Here is an 18,784-nt window from a genome sequence, read left to right on the forward strand (position 1 = left end):
CGGCTCGGCGATTCGTTCCAAGTCATGAGCGCACTGGTGGCGATAGCCGCAGGCTATGAACACACGCCGCACGCGCCTTGTGGCCGTTCCGTGACCCGGGTGCGGGTGAGGGACTTCACAGGCGGTGCGGGAACTCTGCCGGTGAGTGACCCAGAAGACATTGACGGAGGTCAGGGGCTTGTGGTCAGCGCCCTGGGCGCTCCGATTCGCCCTGCCGCGACAGCAGCAGGACGGCGAGGTCGTCGGTCAGGGCGTCGCCGTTGAGGCGCTCCACCTCGGCCACCAGGGCGTCGATCAGCGACCGTCCGGCCGCGCCGCGGGTGCGCGCGGTGCGGGCCAGGCCGACCAGGCCCTCGGTGCCGAGCCGGTCCGAGCCCTCGCCGACCCGCCCCTCGATCAGGCCGTCGGTGTAGAGCATCAGGCCCCACGACTCGCCGAGGTCGATCTCGGTGGTCGGCCACTCGGCGCCGGGCACCAGGCCGAGCGCCGGGCCGTGGGCGTAGTCGGGGAGCGCCGCGACCTCGCCGCCCTCGCCCGGCGCCCCGCGGAACAGCAGCGGCGCGGGGTGGCCGGCGAGGTGCATCCGCGCGGTCCGCCGGGACGGCGCGATCGTGACCATGCAGAGGGTGGTGAAGATCTCCTCGCTGCGCCGCTCGTGCCCGAGGACGGTGTCGAGGGTGCCGAGCAGCTGCTCGCCGGTGTGCCCGGCGAGGACGAGCGTCCGCCACGCCATGCGGAGCTGGACGCCGAGGGCCGCCTCGTCAGGGCCGTGCCCGCAGACGTCCCCGATCACCAGGTGGACGGCGCCGCCCTCGGTCTGCACGGTGTCGTAGAAGTCGCCGCCGAGCAGCGCCCGCCGCCGGCCGGGCCGGTAGCGGGTGTGGTGCCGCAGCGTCGGGTCCTCGATCAGCGGGACCGGCAGCAGGCCGCGCTCCAGCCGGGCGTTCTCGCGGCCGAGGATGCGGGCCTCCACGAGCCGCCGCTCGGTCTCCTCCGAGCGCTTGCGCTCTATCGCGTAGCGGATCGCGCGGGCCAGCAGCGGCCCGTCGATCTCCTGCTTGACCAGGTAGTCCTCGGCGCCCGCGGCGACCGCCTGGACGCCGAGGCGGCCGTCGTCCAGGCCGGTCAGCACGACGACGGCGGCCGGGCCGGACAGCGCGAGCACCCGCCGCAGCCCCTCCAGCCGGTCGATGCCGGGCGTGGACAGGTCGACGATGATGCACTGGACGCGCCGCGTCAGCATGCGCCGGGCGGCGTCCAGGTCGCAGGCGACGGTGATCCCCGCGTCCAGGCCGCTGTCGGCGAGCATCTTCTCCACCATGAGCACGTCGGTGGGGTCGTCGTCGATGAGGAGCAGCTCGATCCTGTCCTCGGTACCTGGCGTGAGGGGATGCGTCTGGTGACTGATGGTGCTCACAGGGCTTCCGGAAAGTCGGGCTGGCGACGGCACTGGCAACGACCGCGTCGTCCCGCTCGTCCCCGCGGAAACGGGGAGCGGCACGGGCCGCGCCGGGGCAGCGGCGTGGGCCTAGCCGCCAAGGGTCCCGGCTCATGGAGCGGAGGAAGCATCGCTCCGTACGGTGACGACCTTAGCGTGTCCACGCGGCCGGGCGCACCCCCTGAGCCCGCCTTTGTCGGTGCTTCCGGACGGACCGAAACCCGTTTGCGCTGCTGAAAAACCAGTCGTGTGCCGGGAGTTCCCCTGCATAACCTTCGTCGGGTGAAGCCGTTGCCGGTGAAAGATCCTGGCGGCCCCGACCACGTTGTGCGAGGGCGGACGACGTCCCCCGACCCTTGGAGCGCCTCCCGCGCCGATCGAGGATCCCCCGCGCGCTACCTGCTGTCGCTGCTGCGCGCCCAGTGGCGCAGCGTGACCGCGGGCGCCCTCTTCGGCGTGGCCTGGATGCTGAGCCAGGCCCTGATGCCCGCCGCGCTCGGCCGCGCCATCGGCGACGGCGTCGCGGCGCGGGACGAGGGCGCCCTTCTGACGTGGGCCGCCGTCCTGCTCGGCCTCGGCGCCGTGCAGGCCGTGACGGGCGTGCTCCGGCACCGGTGCGCCGTGTTCAACTGGCTGTCCGCCGCGTACCGGACCGTCCAGCTCGTCACCCGGCAGGCCACCCGCCTCGGCTCGACGCTGCCGAAGCGGCTGAGCGCCGGCGAGGTGGTGAGCGTCGGGCTCTCCGACGTCTCGCACATCGGCGACACCATCGACATCGCGGCGCGCGGGTCGGGCGCCGTGGTGTCGATCGTCGTCGTGGCCGGCATCCTGCTGTCCACGTCGCCGCCGCTCGGTCTGATCGTGCTGGTCGGCGTCCCCCTGATCCTGGTGGCGGCGGCCCCGCTGCTGCGGCCCTACCGCGAACGGGAGCAGGCGCACCGCGAGCTGGTCGGCGAGCTGACCACGCACGCCACCGACCTCGTCGCGGGCCTGCGGGTGCTGCGCGGGATCGGCGGCGAGGCCCTGTTCTCCGGCCGCTACCGCGCCGAGTCCCAGCGGGTGCGGGAGGCGGGGGTGGCGGTCGCGCGGGCCGAGACGCGGATGAGCGGCGCCGAGGTGCTGCTGCCCGGCCTGCTGATCGCGCTGGTCACCTGGGCCGGCGCCCGGTTCGCCGCGCGGGGGGAGATCGGCGTCGGCGAGCTGGTCGCGTTCTACGGGTACGCGGTGTTCCTGATCGTCCCGCTGAAGACGCTCGGCGAGGCCGCCAGCAAGATCACCAAGGGGCTGGTGGCGGCGGGCCGGGTCACCGCGCTGCTGCGGCTCGACCCCGAGCTGCCCGCCGCCGGGACGGCCCGTCCGGCGGCGGACGCCGAGCTCGTCGACATCGCCTCGGGGCTGGTCGTGCGGCCGGGCCGGATCACCGCGGTCGCCGCGGCCGACCCGCGCGACGCGCAGGCCGTCGCCGACCGCCTCGGCCGGTACGCCGACGGCGAGGTCGACTTCGGCGGCGTCCCGCTGCGCGCGGTCGCGGACGTCCGCGAGCGGATCCTGGTCGCGGTCAACGAGGACCGGCTGTTCTCCGGCCCGCTGGCCGAGTCGCTCGCACCGGACGCCGGCGAGCCCGCGCTCCGGGCGGCGATCCGCGCGGCCTGCGCCGAGGACGTCGTCGACCCGATCGGGCTCGACGCGCACGTGGCGGAGGCCGGACGGGAGTTCTCCGGAGGCCAGCAGCAGCGCCTCCGCCTGGCCAGAGCGCTCGCCGCCGACCCCGACGTGCTCGTCCTCGTGGAGCCGACCAGCGCGGTGGACGCGCACACCGAGGCGCGCATCGCCGCCAGGCTCGGCGAGGCGCGCGCGGGCCGCACCACCGTGGTGTGCACGACGAGCCCGCTGATGCTGGACCGCGCCGACCATGTCGCCTTCGTCCGCGACGGCCTGGTCGTCGCGGAGGGCACGCACCGGGAGCTGCTGGACTCCGAGCCGCGCTACGCGGCGACCGTCACCCGCGGCGAGACCACGGAAAGGGCGGGCACATGAGCGCCCGGATACTGCCCGTCGCGACGCCCGCGCAGGTGCGGGCCTACGCGCGGCGGCTCGTCCTCCGGCACCCGCGCGACCTCGCCCTGGTGCTGGCCCTGCACGCGCTGGCGGCCGTCACCGGGCTCGTCACGCCGCGCCTGCTCGGCTCCCTGGTGGAGGGCGTCCGCGACGGCCGCGCCGACATCGACACCACCGGCCTGGCCATCGCCGGGTTCGTGGTCGCCCAGGGCGTTCTGATCCGGTACGCCTACCTGGCGTCGGCGAGGCTGGGCGAGCGGGTGCTGGCCGAGCTGCGCGAGGAGTTCGTCGACCGCGTCATGGCCCTGCCGCTGTCGACGGTCGAGCGCGCCGGCACCGGGGACCTGGTCACCCGCGCCTCCCGCGACGTGGACACGCTGAGCACCTCCGTCCGGTACGCGATGCCGGAGACCCTCGTCGCCATCGTCGTGGGCGGGTTCACCGTCGCCGCGCTGATGGTCAACGGGCCGCTCGTCGCGCTGCCCGCCCTGGTCGCGGTGCCGTTGCTGGTGGCGGTGATGCGCTGGTACCTGCCCCGCGCCCACAAGGGCTACCTGCGCGAGAACGCGGCATGGGCGGGCATCGCCGACGGGCTGACCGAGACCGTCCAGGGCGCCCGGACCGTGGAGGCCCTCGGGCTCGCCGAGCGGCGGCACGAGCGCGGCGACGCCGACATCGCGGCGTCCTACGAGGTCGAGCGGTACACGCTGCGGCTGCGCACGGTGCTGTTCCCGGTGATGGAGATGAGCTTCGTCCTCCCCGTGGTGTCGACGCTGCTCGTCGGCGGCCTGCTCTACATCAACGGCATGGCCACGCTCGCGCAGGTGACCGCCGCGACGCTGTACGCCCAGCAGCTCATCGAACCGGTCGACACGCTCATGCAGTGGCTGGACGAACTCCAGCTCGGCGGCGCGTCCCTGGCCCGGCTGCTCGGCGTCGGCGAGGTCCCGCCCGACCGATCGCCGAACGGGGACCGCCCCGCCGGGGAGCGGATCGCGGCGCGCGGCGTCCACTACTCCTACCGTCGCGGCCACGACGTCCTGCACGGCGTGGACCTCGACCTGAGACCGGGCGAGCGCCTGGCGATGGTGGGGCCCAGCGGCGCGGGCAAGTCGACGCTCGGCCGCCTCCTCGCCGGCGTCGACGGGCCGCGCGCGGGCGCGGTCACCGTGGGCGCGGGCGGCGGCGTCCCGCTGGTCGAGCTGCCCCTGGACGACCTGCGCGGCCACGTCGCGCTGGTCACCCAGGAGCACCACGTGTTCCGCGGCACCCTCCGCGAGAACCTCGTGATGGCCCGCGAGGGCGCCTCCGACGACGACGTCCGCCAGGCCCTGGCCGCCGTCGACTGGGACGGCCCCGGCCTCGACGCCGTCGTCGGCTCGGGCGGCGAGCCCCTGTCGCCCGCGCAGGCCCAGCAGCTCGCGCTGGCCCGGCTCGTCCTCGCCGACCCGCACACGCTCGTCCTGGATGAGGCGACGTCCCTGCTCGACCCGCGCGCGGCCCGCCGCCTGGAACGCTCGCTCGCCGCCGTCCTGGACGGCCGGACCGTCGTCGCCATCGCCCACCGCCTCCACACCGCCCACGACGCCGACCGCGTGGCCGTGGTGGAGGACGGCCGCATCACCGAACTGGGCACCCACGAGGAACTCCTGGAGGCCCGGGGCTCCTACGCAGCCCTCTGGGCCTCCTGGAGGAGCTGAGTCCTTCGGCGGCTACTGGCTCGCGAGCGCCTCTTTCAGGAAGTGGACCTGGATGTGGAGGAGGTTCTCGGCGACCACTTCCTGCGGGGTCATGTGGGTGACCCCCGACAGGGGGAGGACGGTGTGCGGGCGGCCGGCGGCCAGGAGGGCCGAGGACAGGCGCAGGGTGTGCGCGGCCACCACGTTGTCGTCCGCCAGACCGTGGATGATCATCAGTGGCCGCTTCAGGTCGGCGGCCCTGGCGAGCAGGGAGTTGTCGTCGTAGTTCTCCGGCTCCTCGTCGGGGTGGCCCAGGTACCGCTCGGTGTAGTGGGTGTCGTACAGGCGCCAGTCGGTGACCGGGGCGCCGGCGACGCCCGCGTGGAAGACGTCCGGGCGGTGCATGACGGCGAGGGCCGCGAGCCAGCCGCCGAAGGACCAGCCACGGATGCCGACGCGGTCGAGGTCGAGGGCGGCGGGGTGCTTGCGGGCCGCCTCGATCAGCGCGCTGATCTGGTCGTCCAGGACGGGGCCGACGAAGTCGCCGCGCACGGCGCGCTCCCAGGCCGGGCCGCGCCCGGGGGTGCCGCGCCCGTCCGCGATCACGACGGCGAAGCCCTGGTCGGCGAGCCACTGCGCCTCGCAGTACGAGCGCTGGACGGCGAGGACGCGCTGCGCGTGTGGCCCGCCGTAGGGGTCCATCAGGACGGGCAGGCGGCCGTCCCCGCGCTCCCAGCCGGTGGGCAGCACGACGGCGGTGCGCAGCTCGCGGTCGCCGGCGCGCAGCAGCTCCACCCGCGGCGTGATCACCGGGGTCTCGGCGAACGAGGCGACTGGGTGGACCGCGTTCGGCGTGCGCACCTCGGCCTGGGAGCCGAGGCGGTCCAGCCGCGCGCCCGAGACCACGGTGACGCCCCCGGACCGGGCGCCGCCGAAGACGCCCCGCCCCTCGCTGAGGCGGGTCACCTCGCCGTTCTCGTAGGAGTAGAGGTGGACCTCGGTGGGCTCCTCCCAGGCGGTGAAGAGGACCGACTCGCCGTCCACGCCGAGCACGGAGCGCAGCTGGAGGCCGGCGGGCGTGACCGGCTCGCCCGCGACCGTGAGGCGGCGGGTGTCGGTCGCGGCGTCCTCGGTGGCCCAGACGAGGTCGCCGCCGTGCGTGCGGACGGGCAGGCCGGGGATGACCTCCGTCCAGACGGGGTCGTGCTCGGTGTGCAGCAGCGCGGTCTCGCCGTTGGTCGGGTCGACCCGCAGCACCCGCTGGGAGCGCTGGTCGCGGGGCTGCACGACGATCAGGAGGCCGTGCCGGTCCCAGACGGCGGTCACGAGGTAGGGGAACATGCCGCGGTCCCAGGCCACCGCCGTGCGCCCGCCGTCCACCTTCAGCAGCACCAGGGACACCAGGGCGTTCGGGGTGCCGGCCGCCGGGTAGGCGATCTCGGACGGCTGCCGGTCCGGGTTGGCCGGGTCGGCGATGTGCCAGCGCTGCACGGGCGTCTCGTCCACCCGCGCGACCAGCAGGGTCCCGCCGTCGGGCGACCACCAGTGGCCGCGCATCCGGCCCATCTCCTCCGCGGCGACGAACTCGGCGAGGCCGTAGGAGACCTGGTCGGACTCGGGCTCGACGAGCGCGCGGTCGTCCGCGCCGCCCATCTCCACGACCCGCAGCGTGCGGCCGGACACGTAGGCGATGCGGCGGCCCGCGGGGTCGGGGCGCGGGTCGAAGACGGGCGGCCGGGCGGGCAGCTCCCGCACGAGGGCGGTGTCGAGGTCGACGGCGTACAGGCGCCCGCCCAGGGTGAACACGGCCTGCCCCATGGCGCGGTCGGTCGCGTACCCGACGATGCCGCCCGCCTGCTCGCGGGCGCGCTCGCGCCGGGCCCGCTCCTCGGCGGGCAGGTCCTCCTCGCCGGGGACGTCCAGCGCGGCCGGGTCGGCGACGCACTCCTCCTCGCCGGTGGCGGTGTCCAGCGTCCACAGGCAGGTCACCGGATCGTCGCCGGCGCGGGTGCGCAGGAAGGCGACGCGCGACCCGTCCGGCGCGATCTGGAAGGCGCGCGGGACGCCGAGGCTGAACCGTCGCGTGCGGGCGCTCTGCCGCGGATAGCTGATGCTCATGGCAGCCGAGTCTGCCAGGACGGTCCGGAACTGCGGCGCACGGTGGCCTCCTGCCCTCTATGATCACGGGTCGTCGCGTGGTGGACGGGAATGTCCCGTGCCCGTGTCCGCGCTCGCGTAAGCTCAAAGCTTCCCCAAGCACTTCTGTCGTCGCGGGCTGAGGAGTATGTCAATGCCTGAGCTGCAGCCGGGTGACCCCCGGCGGCTCGGTTCCTACGAGATCGTCGACCGGCTCGGCGAGGGCGGCCAGGGCGTCGTCTACGGCGGCGTCGACGCCTCCGGGAACCGTGCCGCGATCAAGCTCCTGCGCGCCGACCTGGCCGGCGACACGATGGCGCGCAACCGGTTCGTCCGGGAGGCGCAGGCGGCCAAGCAGGTCGCGCGGTTCTGCACCGCGCAGGTCCTGGAGGCCGACGTCGCGGGCGACCAGCCTTACATCGCCAGCGAGTACGTGCCGGGGCCGTCGCTGTACAAGCAGGTCACCGAGACCGGCCCGATCAGCGGCGCGCCGCTGGACCGGCTCGCGATCGGCACCGCGACCGCGCTCGTCGCGATCCACCAGGCCGGCATCGTGCACCGCGACTTCAAGCCGCACAACGTGATCATGGCCCCGGACGGCCCCCGGGTGATCGACTTCGGTATCGCGCGGGCCCTGGACACCGGGCAGACCAACGCGACCAAGGCGATCGGCACCCCGTCCTACATGGCGCCCGAGCAGGTGGCGGGCGCCACCCTCACCGAGGCCGTGGACGTGTGGGCCTGGGCCACCACGATGGTGTTCGCCGCGACCGGGCGCCCGCCGTTCGGCGACGACACCGTCGTCGCGGTGATCAACCGGGTGATGAACGAGCCGCCGTCGCTGGACGGCGTGCCCGCCGACCTGCACCGGCTGATCGCGGCCTGCCTGGTCAAGGAGCCGGAGCGGCGGCCGACCGCGCAGCAGATCATGATGGCGCTGATCGGCAGCGGCCCGGGCGGCGCCGGGCAGACCCGCATGGACGACCCGGCCCAGGCCACCACGATGCTGGCGGAGGGGTCGACGCTCGCCGCGGGCGGCCTCGCCGGCGCCGGGATGATGGCGGGCGCGACCCAGCCGGGCCGCGGAGCGGCCCCCGTCGCGCCCCGCGACTACACCGGGACCCTGCCCCCGGCCGGGCCCCCGACGGGCGGCGGCCGTCCCCGGTACGACGACTGGGAGCCCGAGCGCAAGTCCAAGGCGCCGATCTTCGGCGCCATCGCCGCGATCGCGGTGCTGGCGCTGGTCGTGGGCCTGTTCATGGCGGCCCGGAGCGGTAGCGACTCCAAGGAGACCCCGCCCACCCCGACGGTCACCGACTCCGGGCCGGTCTCGGAGGAGCCGACGACCGAGCAGCCCGAGGAGCCCACGCCGACCCGCACCCGGACGCGCCAGAACACGCCGCCGCCGCGGACGTCCGAGCCGACGCAGGAGCAGCCGACCACCGAGGCCCCGACCGACCCGCCGACCACCGACACGCCGCCGAGCACGCCCACCAGTCCCGGAGGCGGCACGGGCGGGACCGGCGGCACCGGCGGCCCCGGCACCGGCGGGGGCGACGGTGGCACGGGAACGGGCGCCGGCGGCACCGGCACCGGCGGCGGCTGACGGGGGCCCGGGGAGGTCCTCCGGGATGCGCGGGGCAGGGCGGTCATCGCCGCGATGCCGGGCCCTGAGTAGGCTCGTGGACTATGAAGGAGCCGCGGATCCTGTTCGTCCACGCCCATCCGGACGACGAGTCCATCGGGACCGGGGCCAGCATGGCCAAATACGCCGCCGAGGGCGCCCACGTCTGCCTCGTCACCTGCACGCTGGGCGAGGAGGGCGAGGTCATCCCCGAGGATCTGCGCCACCTGGCCTCCGACAAGGAGGACGCCCTCGGCGAGTACCGGATCGGCGAGCTCGCCGCGGCCTGCGAGGCGCTCGGCGTCCGCGACCACCGCTTCCTCGGCGGTCCCGGTCGCTGGCGCGACTCCGGCATGATGGGCGCCCCCACGAACGACGACCCGCGCTGCTTCTGGCAGGCGGACGTCACGACCGCCGCACGCGACCTCGTGACCGTCATCCGGGAGGTCCGCCCGCAGGTGATCGTCACCTATGACGAGCGCGGCAACTACGGCCACCCCGACCACATCCAGGCGCACCGCGTCACGTGGCGGGCGTTCGAGCTGGCCGCCGACCCCTCCCACGAGGACGGCGCCGAGCCGTGGCGGGCGGCCAAGGTCTACGCCTACGCCGCGCCGCGCACCGTCCTCGCCCGCGCGATCGCGGTGATGCGCGAGGCCCGGCTGCCGTTCGCGCGCGTCGCGGGGCTGGAGGAGCTCGGTTCCGGCGTCCCGGACGGGGAGGTCACCACGGTCGTGGACGCCCGCGCCCACCTGCCCGCCAAGCTGGCCGCGCTGCGTGCCCACCACACCCAGGTCACGGTCGCGCCCGAGCAGGTCGGGCCGTTCTTCGCGCTGTCGAACAACCTGGGGCAGCAGGCGTTCGGCACCGAGTACTTCATCCTCCAGGCGGGCGAGCTCGGCCCGGTCGGCCCGGGCCGCCGCGAGCGCGACCTGTTCGCCGGTCTGGCGAGCGCGGGGGACTGACGGGCCCCGGTACGCTGGCGTCCGTGGACAAGGACGACCGGGCCCGGGTGCGGCTCGCCAAGGACGGCCGCCCGGCGGACGCCGGCGCGCACGACGCCGAGGCCGATGCCGCCGCGGTCGAGCCCGCCGGCGCGGGCGCGGCCGCGGAGGGCGGCGGGGCGTCCGCCGCTCCCGCGGACGGGGAGCGCCCCGGCGACGCGTTCGTGTCCGGCGCCGCCTACGCCGCGCTCGGCGTCCTCGGCGGCGTGTTCGGCGTCGTGGGCTCGTTCGCGCAGGACTGGTCCGTCGGCCCCGTCCCGCTCACGGCGCTCGTCCTGGTCGCGCTGGTCTTCGTGATGACGTGGGCGTCGGGGAAGGCGATGGGCGGGCGGCTCGGCGCGTTCGTCCCGGCGCTGGTGTGGGGCGTCGTGGTGTTCGTCCTGCAGATGCGCCGCCCCGAGGGCGATCTCGTCGTCTCGGCGACGCTGCCCGGGTACCTGTTCGTCATCGGCGGCATGGTCGCCGCCGTGGTCGGCATCATGCTGGTTCCGCCGGCCCGCCCGCCGGGCGAATGGATGCTCGGCAAGGCGGGCCGTTCCCGGGGGTAGCGGGTCCTCAGCTCGCCACGGGGGCGGGCTCGGAGTCCTTGTGGACGGGCGCGCCGGCCTTGTGGCCCTTGAGGGTGAGGCACGCGGCGGCGCTGAGCAGGACGACGCCGATGGGCAGCCACATCGTGGGCTTCATCGCGTGGACGAAACCGTGCGAGAACACCTGGCCGGCCAGCTCCTGGACGCGGTGCGCGACGCTCGGCGAGACGCCGGGCGGCAGCTGCTGCCGGGCCCCGCTCTGCCCCGCGCCGACCTCCAGGCCGCCCTTGGCGGCGTCCGCGAAGCTCTGCACGAAGCCGCCGCGCACGTCGGGCGGGAGGGCCGCCGACCGGGTCGCCGCCTCGTCGCGCAGCGACGACGCCAGCTGGTTCTGCAGGACGGCGCCGACCGCCGCGCTGCCGAGCACCGAGCCGACCTGCCGGATCGTGTTGTTGACGCCGGACGCGGCGCCCGCGAGGCGCGGCGGGACGTTCCGGGTCGCCTCGGTGGCCATCGGCGCGAACACGCCGCCGATGCCGAACCCGGACACCACGAGCGGGGCGATGAACGCGGTCCAGTCCGTCCCGACCTGCGCGATGATCACCATCCACGCCATGCCGACGGCGTACAGGGTCAGGCCGGCCATCAGGATGAACTTGCCGCCGATGCGGTCGGACATCCGGCCCGCGACCGGGGCGAGGAGCATCGACACCACCGACGACGGCGCCATGACGAGGCCCGCCTTGAGGGCGCTGAAGCCGAGCACCGACTGCAGGTAGATCGTCATCGGCAGGAACAGGCCGATCATGCCGACCGAGACGGCCGCGCCGACGAGGTTGAGGATCGTGAAGTTGCGGTCCTTGAACAGCGAGAACGGCACGAGCGGCTCGCGGTCCTGGCGTCCTCGCTGGTAGACCACGAAGATCACGAACAGCGCGAGACCGGCGGCGATCAGGCCCCAGATGCCCTCGTTCCACTCGTACTTCTGGCCCTCGGTCAGCGCGAACGTGAGGCAGAACAGCGCGGCGGACGCCAGCAGCACGCCCGCGACGTCGAACCGGTGCCGGACGGTGCGGGTGTGGCCGGGCAGGATCGGCACGGCCATGGCCAGCACGAGGATGCCGATCGGCAGGTTCACGAAGAAGATCCACCGCCAGTCGAGGCTGGTGACCAGCAGCCCGCCGACCGTGGGCCCGGCGATGGTGGACACGCCCGCCACCGCGCCCCAGACGCCGAGCGCGGCGCCGCGCCGCTCCGGGGGGAACACGCTGATGATGATGGACATGGTCTGCGGCATCAGGAGCGCGGCGCCGAGGCCCTGCACGGCGCGGGCCGCGATGAGCTGCGCCGGGTCCTGGGAGATCCCGCACACCAGGCTGGACAGCGTGAACACCGCGACACCGGCGATGAACAGGTTCTTCTTGCCCCACAGGTCGCCGAGGCGGCCGGCGGTGATGAGCAGCACCGCCAGCACCAGGATGTAGGCGTTGCCGACCCACAGCACCTCGTCCAGCGAGGCGTCAAGCTTGTCGATCATGCTCGGGATCGCGATGTTCACGATCGTCAGGTCGAGCAGTGTCATGAAGAATCCGAGGGAGAGCGTCAGCAGGATCGCCCAGGGATTGCCGCTCCATCTCTTCATCAGGCCCCCATCTCGTCGTCGTTCCGTCGTGGTCGGGGCCGCGGGTGGCAGATCGCCCGCGGCTCGGTGTCGTCGAAGGTGAGCCGGCCGGACTCCAGGTCCGCGACGAGCCCCCGCACGAAGTCCAGCTCCGACCGCAGGCGCGCGATCAGCCATTCCTGGTCGATCAGCTTGTAGCGCTCGATGCCCTGCTTGCGGAGCGAGTCGTGCGCGGTCTGGTGCGCCGCGAGCGCCGCCTCCAGGGAGACGCTCCGGTTGCGCAGGAGCCGTGCGACCTCGCCTTCCGGCAGCAGGTTGATGAACGCCAGCGCGGTGCCGAACAGCGGGAACTCCTCGGCGGGCCGGACGAGCAGTTCGGCGAGCCGGAACTGCGCCGCGTCGCGTCCGGCGCTGGTCACCGCGTAGACGGTGCGTTCGGGCCGGCGGCCCTCCCGGCTCGTCTCCAGCGGCTCGATCAGCCCGCCCGCGGCGAGCCGCTCCACCGAGTGGTAGAGCGACCCGTGCGTGATCTTGACGGCCTGGTCGTAGGCGTGGTCGCGGATGCGCTGCTGCATCTCGTACGGGTGCATGGGTCCGTCGCACAGCATGCGCAGCACGGTCAGCGCCAGCGGCGTGAGGGGTCTGGACATGGCTGCGGCCCTTATGGTCGAACTCGATTAGTCCACATAGACTAATCCACTCGGACCGCTCCCGTCATCTTCCCAGAAAAACGGGCATATTCGGGCAGGTCAGCGCACGGAGTCCACGGTGTTGGCGGCGCCGTTGCGGGCGACGTAGTCGCCGACCCGGTCCTCCCGGACGGCGGTGAACAGCTCTCCGACCCCATCGTCCTCCAGCAGTACGACACTCTGCCCGTCGCGCTCGGCCGGCCGGTCGACCGGGGCCGTCAGGTACTCCATCAGCGAGGTCCGCAGCAGCCGGTGCGCCAGACCGCGCATGGTGCCCGAGGTGACCGAGTCGTCCACGGTCGCCGAGCGGGTCGCGGCCCGCACGAACCGGTCGATCTTGATGGGGTTGCGGGTGTCCAGCGCCTTGGCGGCGAGCGCGTGCAGGAACGCCTGCTGGCGCTTGATCCGGTCGAGGTCGCCGCCCGGCAGGTTCCAGCGCTGCCGGACGAAGTCGAGCGCCTCGACGCCGTCCAGATGGTGCCGTCCGGCCTGCCAGGTCCGGTCGTGCATGGGGTCGTGGGTCGTCTTGGTGACGGTGACGTCCACGCCGCCGAGGGCGTCGGTCATCTTCACGAACCCGCCGAAGTCGAGCGCGGCGTAGTGGTCGACGCGGACGCGGGTGAGCTGCTCCACCGTCCGGATCAGCAGCGACGGCCCGCCGTAGGCGAACGCCGCGTTGATCTTGGTGAAGCCGTGCCCGGGGACGGGGACCCAGGCGTCCCGGGGGAGGGCGATCACCGACACCCGGTCGCCGTGCCCGGACAGGTGCACGAGCATGATCGTGTCGGCGCGGGCGCCCATCGAGGGCATGTCGGCGCGCCGGTCGGACCCGATCAGCAGCCAGTTCTCGCCGCGCCCGCTGGAGGCCGGGCGCCCGCCGGCGGTCGGCAGCGCGCCCGAGACCCGCCTGACCTCGCCGTCGTAGAAGCGTTGCAGGAGGTACAGGCCGCCCGCGAGCAGCAGCACGAGGCCCGTCGCCAGCCCCGCGCACCCGATGATCACCCGGCGCCGACTCCTGTTCCGCAGCATCCCCTCACCCTCGCGGCGGGGCGCGGGGGAGGCGGCCGCGCCGGGCGGGCGCTGGCCGACCCTTGGCGGAGACCGGGGTTTGCGATGACGGAAACGGGGGCCGGGAACGGGTGGAATGGAACGCCGCCGGGCGCCGTTGACCGGCGGCGTTCCAGGTCCTTCGACCGGGCCGGAGCGTCAGCCCTTGAGGGCGATCTCCAGCTGGTCGAGCGCCCAGTCGAGCTCGTCGCGCTCGATGACCAGCGGTGGGGCGAGGCGCAGCGTGGTCTCGTGGGTCTCCTTGGCGAGCACGCCGAGGTCCATCAGCCGCTCGCTGACCGGACGGGCCCTGCCGTGCAGCTCCACGCCCGCCCACAGGCCGCGCCCGCGCACCTCGCGGACGAGGTCGCCGGGCAGCCGCCCGAGCCGGTCGTGCAGGTGCGCGCCGAGCGTCCGGGAGCGCTCCTGGTACTCGCCGGTCTTCAGGATCGCGATGACCTCGCGCCCGATGGCGCAGGCCAGCGGGTTGCCGCCGAACGTCGAGCCGTGCTGGCCCGGCTTGAACACGCCGAGGACGTCCCGGTCGGCGACGACCGCGGACACCGGCATGATGCCGCCGCCGAGGGCCTTGCCGAGGATGTAGACGTCGGGCACGACGCCCTCGTGCTCGACCGCGAACGTGGCGCCGGTGCGGCCGAGACCCGACTGGATCTCGTCGGCGATCATCAGCGCGCGGCCCGCCGTGCACAGCTCGCGCACGGCGCGCAGGAACCCGCTCGGCGGGACGTTCACGCCCGCCTCGCCCTGGATCGGCTCGACCAGCACGCCGACCGTGTTGTCGTCCATCGCGGCCCGGAGCGCCTCGACGTCCCCGTACGGGACGGTCCGGAAGCCCGGCGTGTAGGGGCCGTAGGAGTCGTGGGCGTCGGGGTCGGTGGAGAAGCTGATGATGGTGGTCGTGCGGCCGTGGAAGTTGCCCTCGAACGCGATGATGTTCGCCTCGCCGGCGGGCACGCCCTTGACCTCGTAGCCCCACTTGCGGGCGGTCTTCAGGGCGGTCTCGACGGCCTCGGCGCCGCTGTTCATCGGCAGCACCATGTCCTTGCCGCACAGCTCGGCGAGCTCGGTGACGAACGGGCCGAACTGGTCGTGGTCGAAGGCGCGGCTCACCAGCGTGACGCGGTCGAGCTGCCGCCGCGCGGCCTCGGTCAGCCGCGGGTTGCGGTGCCCGAAGTTGACCGCGGAGTAGGCGGCCAGCATGTCCAGGTAGCGGCGGCCCTCCGCGTCGGTCAGCCAGACGCCGTCGGCCTCGGAGACCACGATGGGGAGGGGGTGGTAGTTGTGCGCGCTGTGGTCCTCGGACATCGCTCGCAGCTGGTCGGTCGGCGTCACGACGCTCCTTCGCGGCTCGGCCCGGCCGGTCGTGCCGGGGCATGGCGGGGACACCGGGCGCGGGACCCGGTGCCGAGGGGGAGGGGGTCCGGCGGATCAGGTGGCCGCCGGTCCGTACCCAGCGTATGTTCGGAATTGACTGCCGACCAATGACGAAAGCCGACTCGGGGGGTGTTATTTGTTGCGTCTTGACGAGCTCGACCGGCGGATCGTTGCGCGGTTGCTGGAGGACGGGCGCGCCTCGTACGCGCAGATCGGCGACAAGGTGGGCCTGTCGGCCCCCGCGGTGAAGCGGCGCGTGGACCGGCTCCGCGCGGACGGCGTGATCAACGGCTTCGCGGCCGTGGTCGACCCGGCCGCGCTCGGCTGGACGACCGAGGCGTTCATCGAGATCTTCTGCACCGGGGCGACGTCCCCCGAGGAGATCTACTCCAGCGTCCGCGGCCACCCCGAGGTCGTCGCGGCGTACACGATCAGCGGGGACGCCAGCGCGCTCGTGCACGTGCGGGCCCGCGACATCCAGCATCTGGAGCAGGCCCTCGAACGGCTGCGCCGCGAGGACAACATCACCGCGACCAAGACGGCGATCGTGCTGTCGCGGCTCATCGGCCGCCCGACCGACGCGCCCTCCGGCTGAGGTATTACCGACCAGTAGGCTGCCGCCATGGACTTCGCGACCGCTGACCTCATCGACGACTTCGGGGACGAGCTGCGCAGCTGCGAGACGCAGTTCCGGCAGTACGGCGCGCGGACGGCCTTCGCCGGCCCGGTCGCCACCGTGCGCTGCCATCGCGACAACGGCCTGGTGAAGCGGCTGCTGGGCACCCCGGGGGAGGGCCGGGTGCTGGTCGTGGACGGCGCCGGGTCGCTGGCGTCCGCGCTGATGGGCGACATGATCGCCGCCTCGGCGGTGGCGGGCGGCTGGGCCGGGGTCGTGATCAACGGCGCGGTCCGGGACGTGGCGGCGCTGCGCGGGCTGGACCTCGGCGTGAAGGCGCTCGGCTCCAACCCGCGCAAGAGCGCCAAGGACGGCGCGGGCGAGACCGGCGTCCCGGTGGCGTTCGGCGGCGTGGAGTTCCGGCCGGGCGACTGGCTCTACAGCGACGAGGACGGCATCGTCGTCGCGGAGCGCGAACTCCCGCTCTGACCTGGGCGCATGGCGCGAAATGCCAGGGTGGTCGGCGCAAGATCGTATATGTCGGCCGTAGCCGGGCGGAACCGCGCGTCCTTACGGTCTCCCCGCAACCCAGCCGAGGTAGGGGAGACATGCGCGCCAAGAAGATTCTGCTGGTGCCCGCGGCGGTGATGGGGCTGGTCGTGGGACTCGCGGCCGTCCCGGCCGCCGCGCAGCCGGGGCCCCGGGTGCCGAAACCGACCGCCAACCCGTGGCAGATGCGGCACTGGCCGCAGACGCAGCCGTGGCAGCGGGCGCAGCCGTCCGCCCGCGCGTTCGCGGCGGGCGCCCCGCGCCCGATCGACCCCCAGAACTACGAGCTTCCCGACACGATGACCTGGGACGACTACACCGCGATCCCGGGCGCCTCGTGGGCGGACCCGGCCCGCAAGGGGTCGGTGAAGAACTTCAACGTCGCGATCGTCCTCGCCGACTACCCGAACCAGCCGTTCGAGGTCACGCAGCCGGTGAACTCGTCGGTCTTCGGCAACCCGGTCAAGGTCGGCGACGTCCCGCGCGCGCAGGTGGCGAAGTTCTACCAGGAGTTCCTCAACAAGCCGCAGGACCTGAACCACGGCCACACCCTCCACGAGTACTGGATGGAGGACTCCGGCGGCCGGTTCGGGGTCGACCTGACCGGGTTCGGCGCCTACCAGATGCCCGCCAAGGACCACGAGTACGGCGTGGACGGCATGCAGGGCGGGACGGGATGCCCGACCGGCGACACCTGCGGCCGTGACCTGCGCAAGGACGCGCGCGCCGCGTGGGTCGCCGACATCGGCGAGGAGGCGGCGAACAAGTTCGACTTCGTCTTCTTCCTGAGCGCCGGGCAGGACGAGTCGTCCACCTGGCAGGAGTTCGGCGAGATGAAGTTCGGCACGAAGGAGCGGGTGCCGAACGAGTGGGGGCCGGGCGACCCGGCCCTGACGAACTGGGTGAAGACCCGGTACGTCCCCTGGACGTCCTGGCAGGCCGGCTCGACGATCTGGCCGAACGCCATCCCGGGCGTCTCCTCGACGCAGGCCGAGAGCTCCGGCATGTCCGTGTACGCCCACGAGTTCAGCCACATCCTCGGCATCGGCGACAACTACAACAACCCCTACGGCGACCCGCCGCGCCGCGCCTACAGCGGCCCGTGGGACATGCTCAGCCGCGGCACGTTCAACGGGCCCGGCGGCCCGCACAGCCGGTGGACGATCCCGGCGACGGGCGGCGGGTCCATGGGCGCCCAGCACATGCTGCGCAACAAGCTGAAGCTCGGCATGGTGGACGCCGACGACGTGCTCCAGCTCAGCCGGGACGGGCTCGCCGCGTCGGGCATGGTCGTCGCCAACGTGACGGCCCGGTCGGTCGAGCCGGGCAAGGGCGGCCTGACCGGCATCAACGTCAAGCTCGGTGAGGGCGGCGACAAGAGCCCGAAGTGCGACACCGGCGCCGACCCGCTGTGCGACGGCGGCGGCTACGACAACTACACGCTCGAAGTCGTCGACCGGATGGGCACGGACTCCTTCACGCCGGACTCCGGCGTCCTGCTGGCCAAGACCAAGGACCAGGACCGCGCCCCGTTCATCTGGGTCGAGGACGCCAACCCGCAGGACATCGACAAGGTCGACTTCGTCCTGCCCGACGGCACCCCGAAGAAGATGACGATCGGCGACTACCGGCAGCTCTCCGACGCGCTCTACCACGCGGGGACGAACTCCGGCAGCGAGTACGAGTACGTCGACCAGGCGAACCGGCTGCACTTCTACGTCCTGAACCTCAGGCGGGACCGCAGGGGCGTGCTGTCCTACACGGTCGCGGTCAGTTCGCTGGACGGCGCCGGGCCGCAGCGGCGCGGCGTGCGGGTCGACTCCGGCCCCGCCCGGCCGACCGGCGCGGGCTGGACGAAGTGCACGATGACGCTCACCAACACGGGCCGGGGCGGTGACGGCCCGCACGCCTCCGACGTGTTCCGCCTCAAGGCGTCCGTGTCCGGCGCCGGCTGGACCACGTGGCTGCCGAACGAGCTGGCCACCGCCCCGGCGGGCGGCCGCGCCAAGGTCGAGGTCTGGGCGAAGGCCGGGCCGGGCGCCTCCCGCCACGCGCGGCTCAGCCTGACGGGGACCTCGGAGAGCGCCCCGTCGAAGTCCGACTCGGGGACGTGCGCCCTGCGCTGACCCTTACCGGACGGGACGGCCTCCCCTCGGGGCCGTCCCGTCCGCGACGTCAGGGGAGGCGGGGGTTGACGCCGCCGAAGTAATGGGCCGCGAACCCTAAGTTGTCTTTCCCTAGGTCATGTCGGGGTCGTCCGGAGCTTCCGGCTGGGTATGTCGCGCACTGTGATGATCAAGAGACGCACGGTCACAGCGGTCTCCTGGCCGGGAACCGCGGCCGTCGCGGCGGGCGTCCTGGCGGTCGCCGGCCCGGGCGCCGCCCTCGCGGCGCCCGCCCC

Annotated in this window: 14 protein-coding genes; 8 read left to right on the forward strand and 6 right to left on the reverse strand. The window is 73.7% G+C overall.

Features of this window, described 5'->3' with window-relative positions:
- Positions 1-184 precede the first annotated feature (184 nt).
- The gene (locus ABD944_RS16400) at positions 185-1,417 is read right to left on the reverse strand and encodes a PP2C family protein-serine/threonine phosphatase (protein ID WP_345177191.1); all 1,233 of its coding nucleotides are present in this window, start codon (positions 1,415-1,417) and stop codon (positions 185-187) included.
- A 303-nt stretch (positions 1,418-1,720) separates the two neighbouring features.
- On the opposite strand from ABD944_RS16400, the gene ABD944_RS16405 reads away from it, so the two are divergent.
- Together ABD944_RS16405 and ABD944_RS16410 are read left to right on the forward strand one after the other, a co-directional pair.
- Positions 1,721-3,475, forward strand: coding sequence for an ABC transporter ATP-binding protein (locus ABD944_RS16405; RefSeq protein ID WP_345177192.1), 1,755 nt, complete (start codon positions 1,721-1,723; stop codon positions 3,473-3,475).
- Positions 3,472-5,196, forward strand: coding sequence for an ABC transporter ATP-binding protein (locus ABD944_RS16410; protein ID WP_345177195.1), 1,725 nt, complete (start codon positions 3,472-3,474; stop codon positions 5,194-5,196). Before ABD944_RS16405 ends, ABD944_RS16410 begins: the two co-directional genes overlap by 4 nt.
- A 12-nt stretch (positions 5,197-5,208) precedes the next feature.
- Here the strand turns inward: ABD944_RS16410 and ABD944_RS16415 are convergent, their stop codons facing one another.
- Positions 5,209-7,293: a S9 family peptidase gene (locus ABD944_RS16415; protein WP_345177198.1), complete on the reverse strand. Its 2,085-nt coding sequence runs from the start codon at positions 7,291-7,293 to the stop codon at positions 5,209-5,211.
- 172 nt (positions 7,294-7,465) lie between these two features.
- Between ABD944_RS16415 and ABD944_RS16420 the strand changes: the two genes are divergently transcribed.
- The 3 genes from ABD944_RS16420 to ABD944_RS16430 all read left to right on the forward strand — a co-directional run bounded on the left by ABD944_RS16420 (position 7,466) and on the right by ABD944_RS16430 (position 10,487).
- Complete coding sequence (locus ABD944_RS16420) at positions 7,466-8,917, forward strand: serine/threonine-protein kinase (RefSeq protein WP_345177200.1); 1,452 nt, start codon at positions 7,466-7,468, stop codon at positions 8,915-8,917.
- Positions 8,918-9,000: 83 nt separating this feature from the next.
- A complete protein-coding gene (gene mshB / locus ABD944_RS16425; RefSeq protein ID WP_345177203.1) occupies positions 9,001-9,900 on the forward strand; it encodes an N-acetyl-1-D-myo-inositol-2-amino-2-deoxy-alpha-D-glucopyranoside deacetylase in 900 nt (299 codons plus the stop codon).
- A 23-nt stretch (positions 9,901-9,923) separates the two neighbouring features.
- Positions 9,924-10,487 (forward strand): DUF6113 family protein, encoded by a 564-nt coding sequence (locus ABD944_RS16430; protein ID WP_345177205.1) that lies wholly within the window; start codon positions 9,924-9,926, stop codon positions 10,485-10,487.
- A 7-nt stretch (positions 10,488-10,494) separates the two neighbouring features.
- Here the strand turns inward: ABD944_RS16430 and ABD944_RS16435 are convergent, their stop codons facing one another.
- The 4 genes from ABD944_RS16435 to rocD all read right to left on the reverse strand — a co-directional run bounded on the left by ABD944_RS16435 (position 10,495) and on the right by rocD (position 15,149).
- The gene (locus tag ABD944_RS16435) at positions 10,495-12,108 is read right to left on the reverse strand and encodes a DHA2 family efflux MFS transporter permease subunit (RefSeq protein ID WP_345177208.1); all 1,614 of its coding nucleotides are present in this window, start codon (positions 12,106-12,108) and stop codon (positions 10,495-10,497) included.
- Positions 12,108-12,737 (reverse strand): PadR family transcriptional regulator, encoded by a 630-nt coding sequence (locus tag ABD944_RS16440; protein ID WP_345177211.1) that lies wholly within the window; start codon positions 12,735-12,737, stop codon positions 12,108-12,110. The genes ABD944_RS16435 and ABD944_RS16440 overlap by 1 nt, the downstream gene beginning before the upstream one ends.
- A 99-nt stretch (positions 12,738-12,836) precedes the next feature.
- Positions 12,837-13,805 carry an LCP family protein gene (locus ABD944_RS16445; protein ID WP_345177213.1) on the reverse strand — a complete coding sequence of 323 codons (969 nt, stop codon included), beginning with the start codon at positions 13,803-13,805 and terminating at the stop codon, positions 12,837-12,839.
- A gap of 177 nt (positions 13,806-13,982) precedes the next feature.
- The gene (rocD, locus tag ABD944_RS16450; protein ID WP_345177235.1) at positions 13,983-15,149 is read right to left on the reverse strand and encodes an ornithine--oxo-acid transaminase; all 1,167 of its coding nucleotides are present in this window, start codon (positions 15,147-15,149) and stop codon (positions 13,983-13,985) included.
- A gap of 208 nt (positions 15,150-15,357) precedes the next feature.
- On the opposite strand from rocD, the gene ABD944_RS16455 reads away from it, so the two are divergent.
- From ABD944_RS16455 to ABD944_RS16465, 3 genes are all read left to right on the forward strand, one after another.
- Positions 15,358-15,813: an Lrp/AsnC family transcriptional regulator gene (locus ABD944_RS16455; RefSeq protein WP_345177216.1), complete on the forward strand. Its 456-nt coding sequence runs from the start codon at positions 15,358-15,360 to the stop codon at positions 15,811-15,813.
- Between the two features lie 27 nt (positions 15,814-15,840).
- Entirely contained in the window at positions 15,841-16,323 is a 483-nt protein-coding gene (rraA, locus tag ABD944_RS16460; RefSeq protein ID WP_345177218.1) for a ribonuclease E activity regulator RraA, read from the forward strand.
- Positions 16,324-16,442: 119 nt separating this feature from the next.
- The gene (locus ABD944_RS16465) at positions 16,443-18,509 is read left to right on the forward strand and encodes a M6 family metalloprotease domain-containing protein (RefSeq protein ID WP_345177221.1); all 2,067 of its coding nucleotides are present in this window, start codon (positions 16,443-16,445) and stop codon (positions 18,507-18,509) included.
- Positions 18,510-18,784 lie beyond the last annotated feature (275 nt).

It is taken from the genome of Actinomadura verrucosospora (assembly GCF_039540335.1).
GTDB lineage: Bacteria > Actinomycetota > Actinomycetes > Streptosporangiales > Streptosporangiaceae > Spirillospora > Spirillospora verrucosospora.

Coding starts and splice junctions, on each gene's coding strand:
- rraA (WP_345177218.1), top strand. CDS start 15,841: ATGGACTTCGCGACCGCTGACCTCATCGACGACTTCGGGGACGAGCTG.
- ABD944_RS16440 (WP_345177211.1), bottom strand. CDS start 12,737: ATGTCCAGACCCCTCACGCCGCTGGCGCTGACCGTGCTGCGCATGCTG.
- ABD944_RS16420 (WP_345177200.1), top strand. CDS start 7,466: ATGCCTGAGCTGCAGCCGGGTGACCCCCGGCGGCTCGGTTCCTACGAG.
- ABD944_RS16415 (WP_345177198.1), bottom strand. CDS start 7,293: ATGAGCATCAGCTATCCGCGGCAGAGCGCCCGCACGCGACGGTTCAGC.
- ABD944_RS16445 (WP_345177213.1), bottom strand. CDS start 13,805: ATGCTGCGGAACAGGAGTCGGCGCCGGGTGATCATCGGGTGCGCGGGG.
- rocD (WP_345177235.1), bottom strand. CDS start 15,149: ATGTCCGAGGACCACAGCGCGCACAACTACCACCCCCTCCCCATCGTG.
- ABD944_RS16435 (WP_345177208.1), bottom strand. CDS start 12,108: ATGAAGAGATGGAGCGGCAATCCCTGGGCGATCCTGCTGACGCTCTCC.
- ABD944_RS16410 (WP_345177195.1), top strand. CDS start 3,472: ATGAGCGCCCGGATACTGCCCGTCGCGACGCCCGCGCAGGTGCGGGCC.
- ABD944_RS16465 (WP_345177221.1), top strand. CDS start 16,443: ATGCGCGCCAAGAAGATTCTGCTGGTGCCCGCGGCGGTGATGGGGCTG.
- mshB (WP_345177203.1), top strand. CDS start 9,001: ATGAAGGAGCCGCGGATCCTGTTCGTCCACGCCCATCCGGACGACGAG.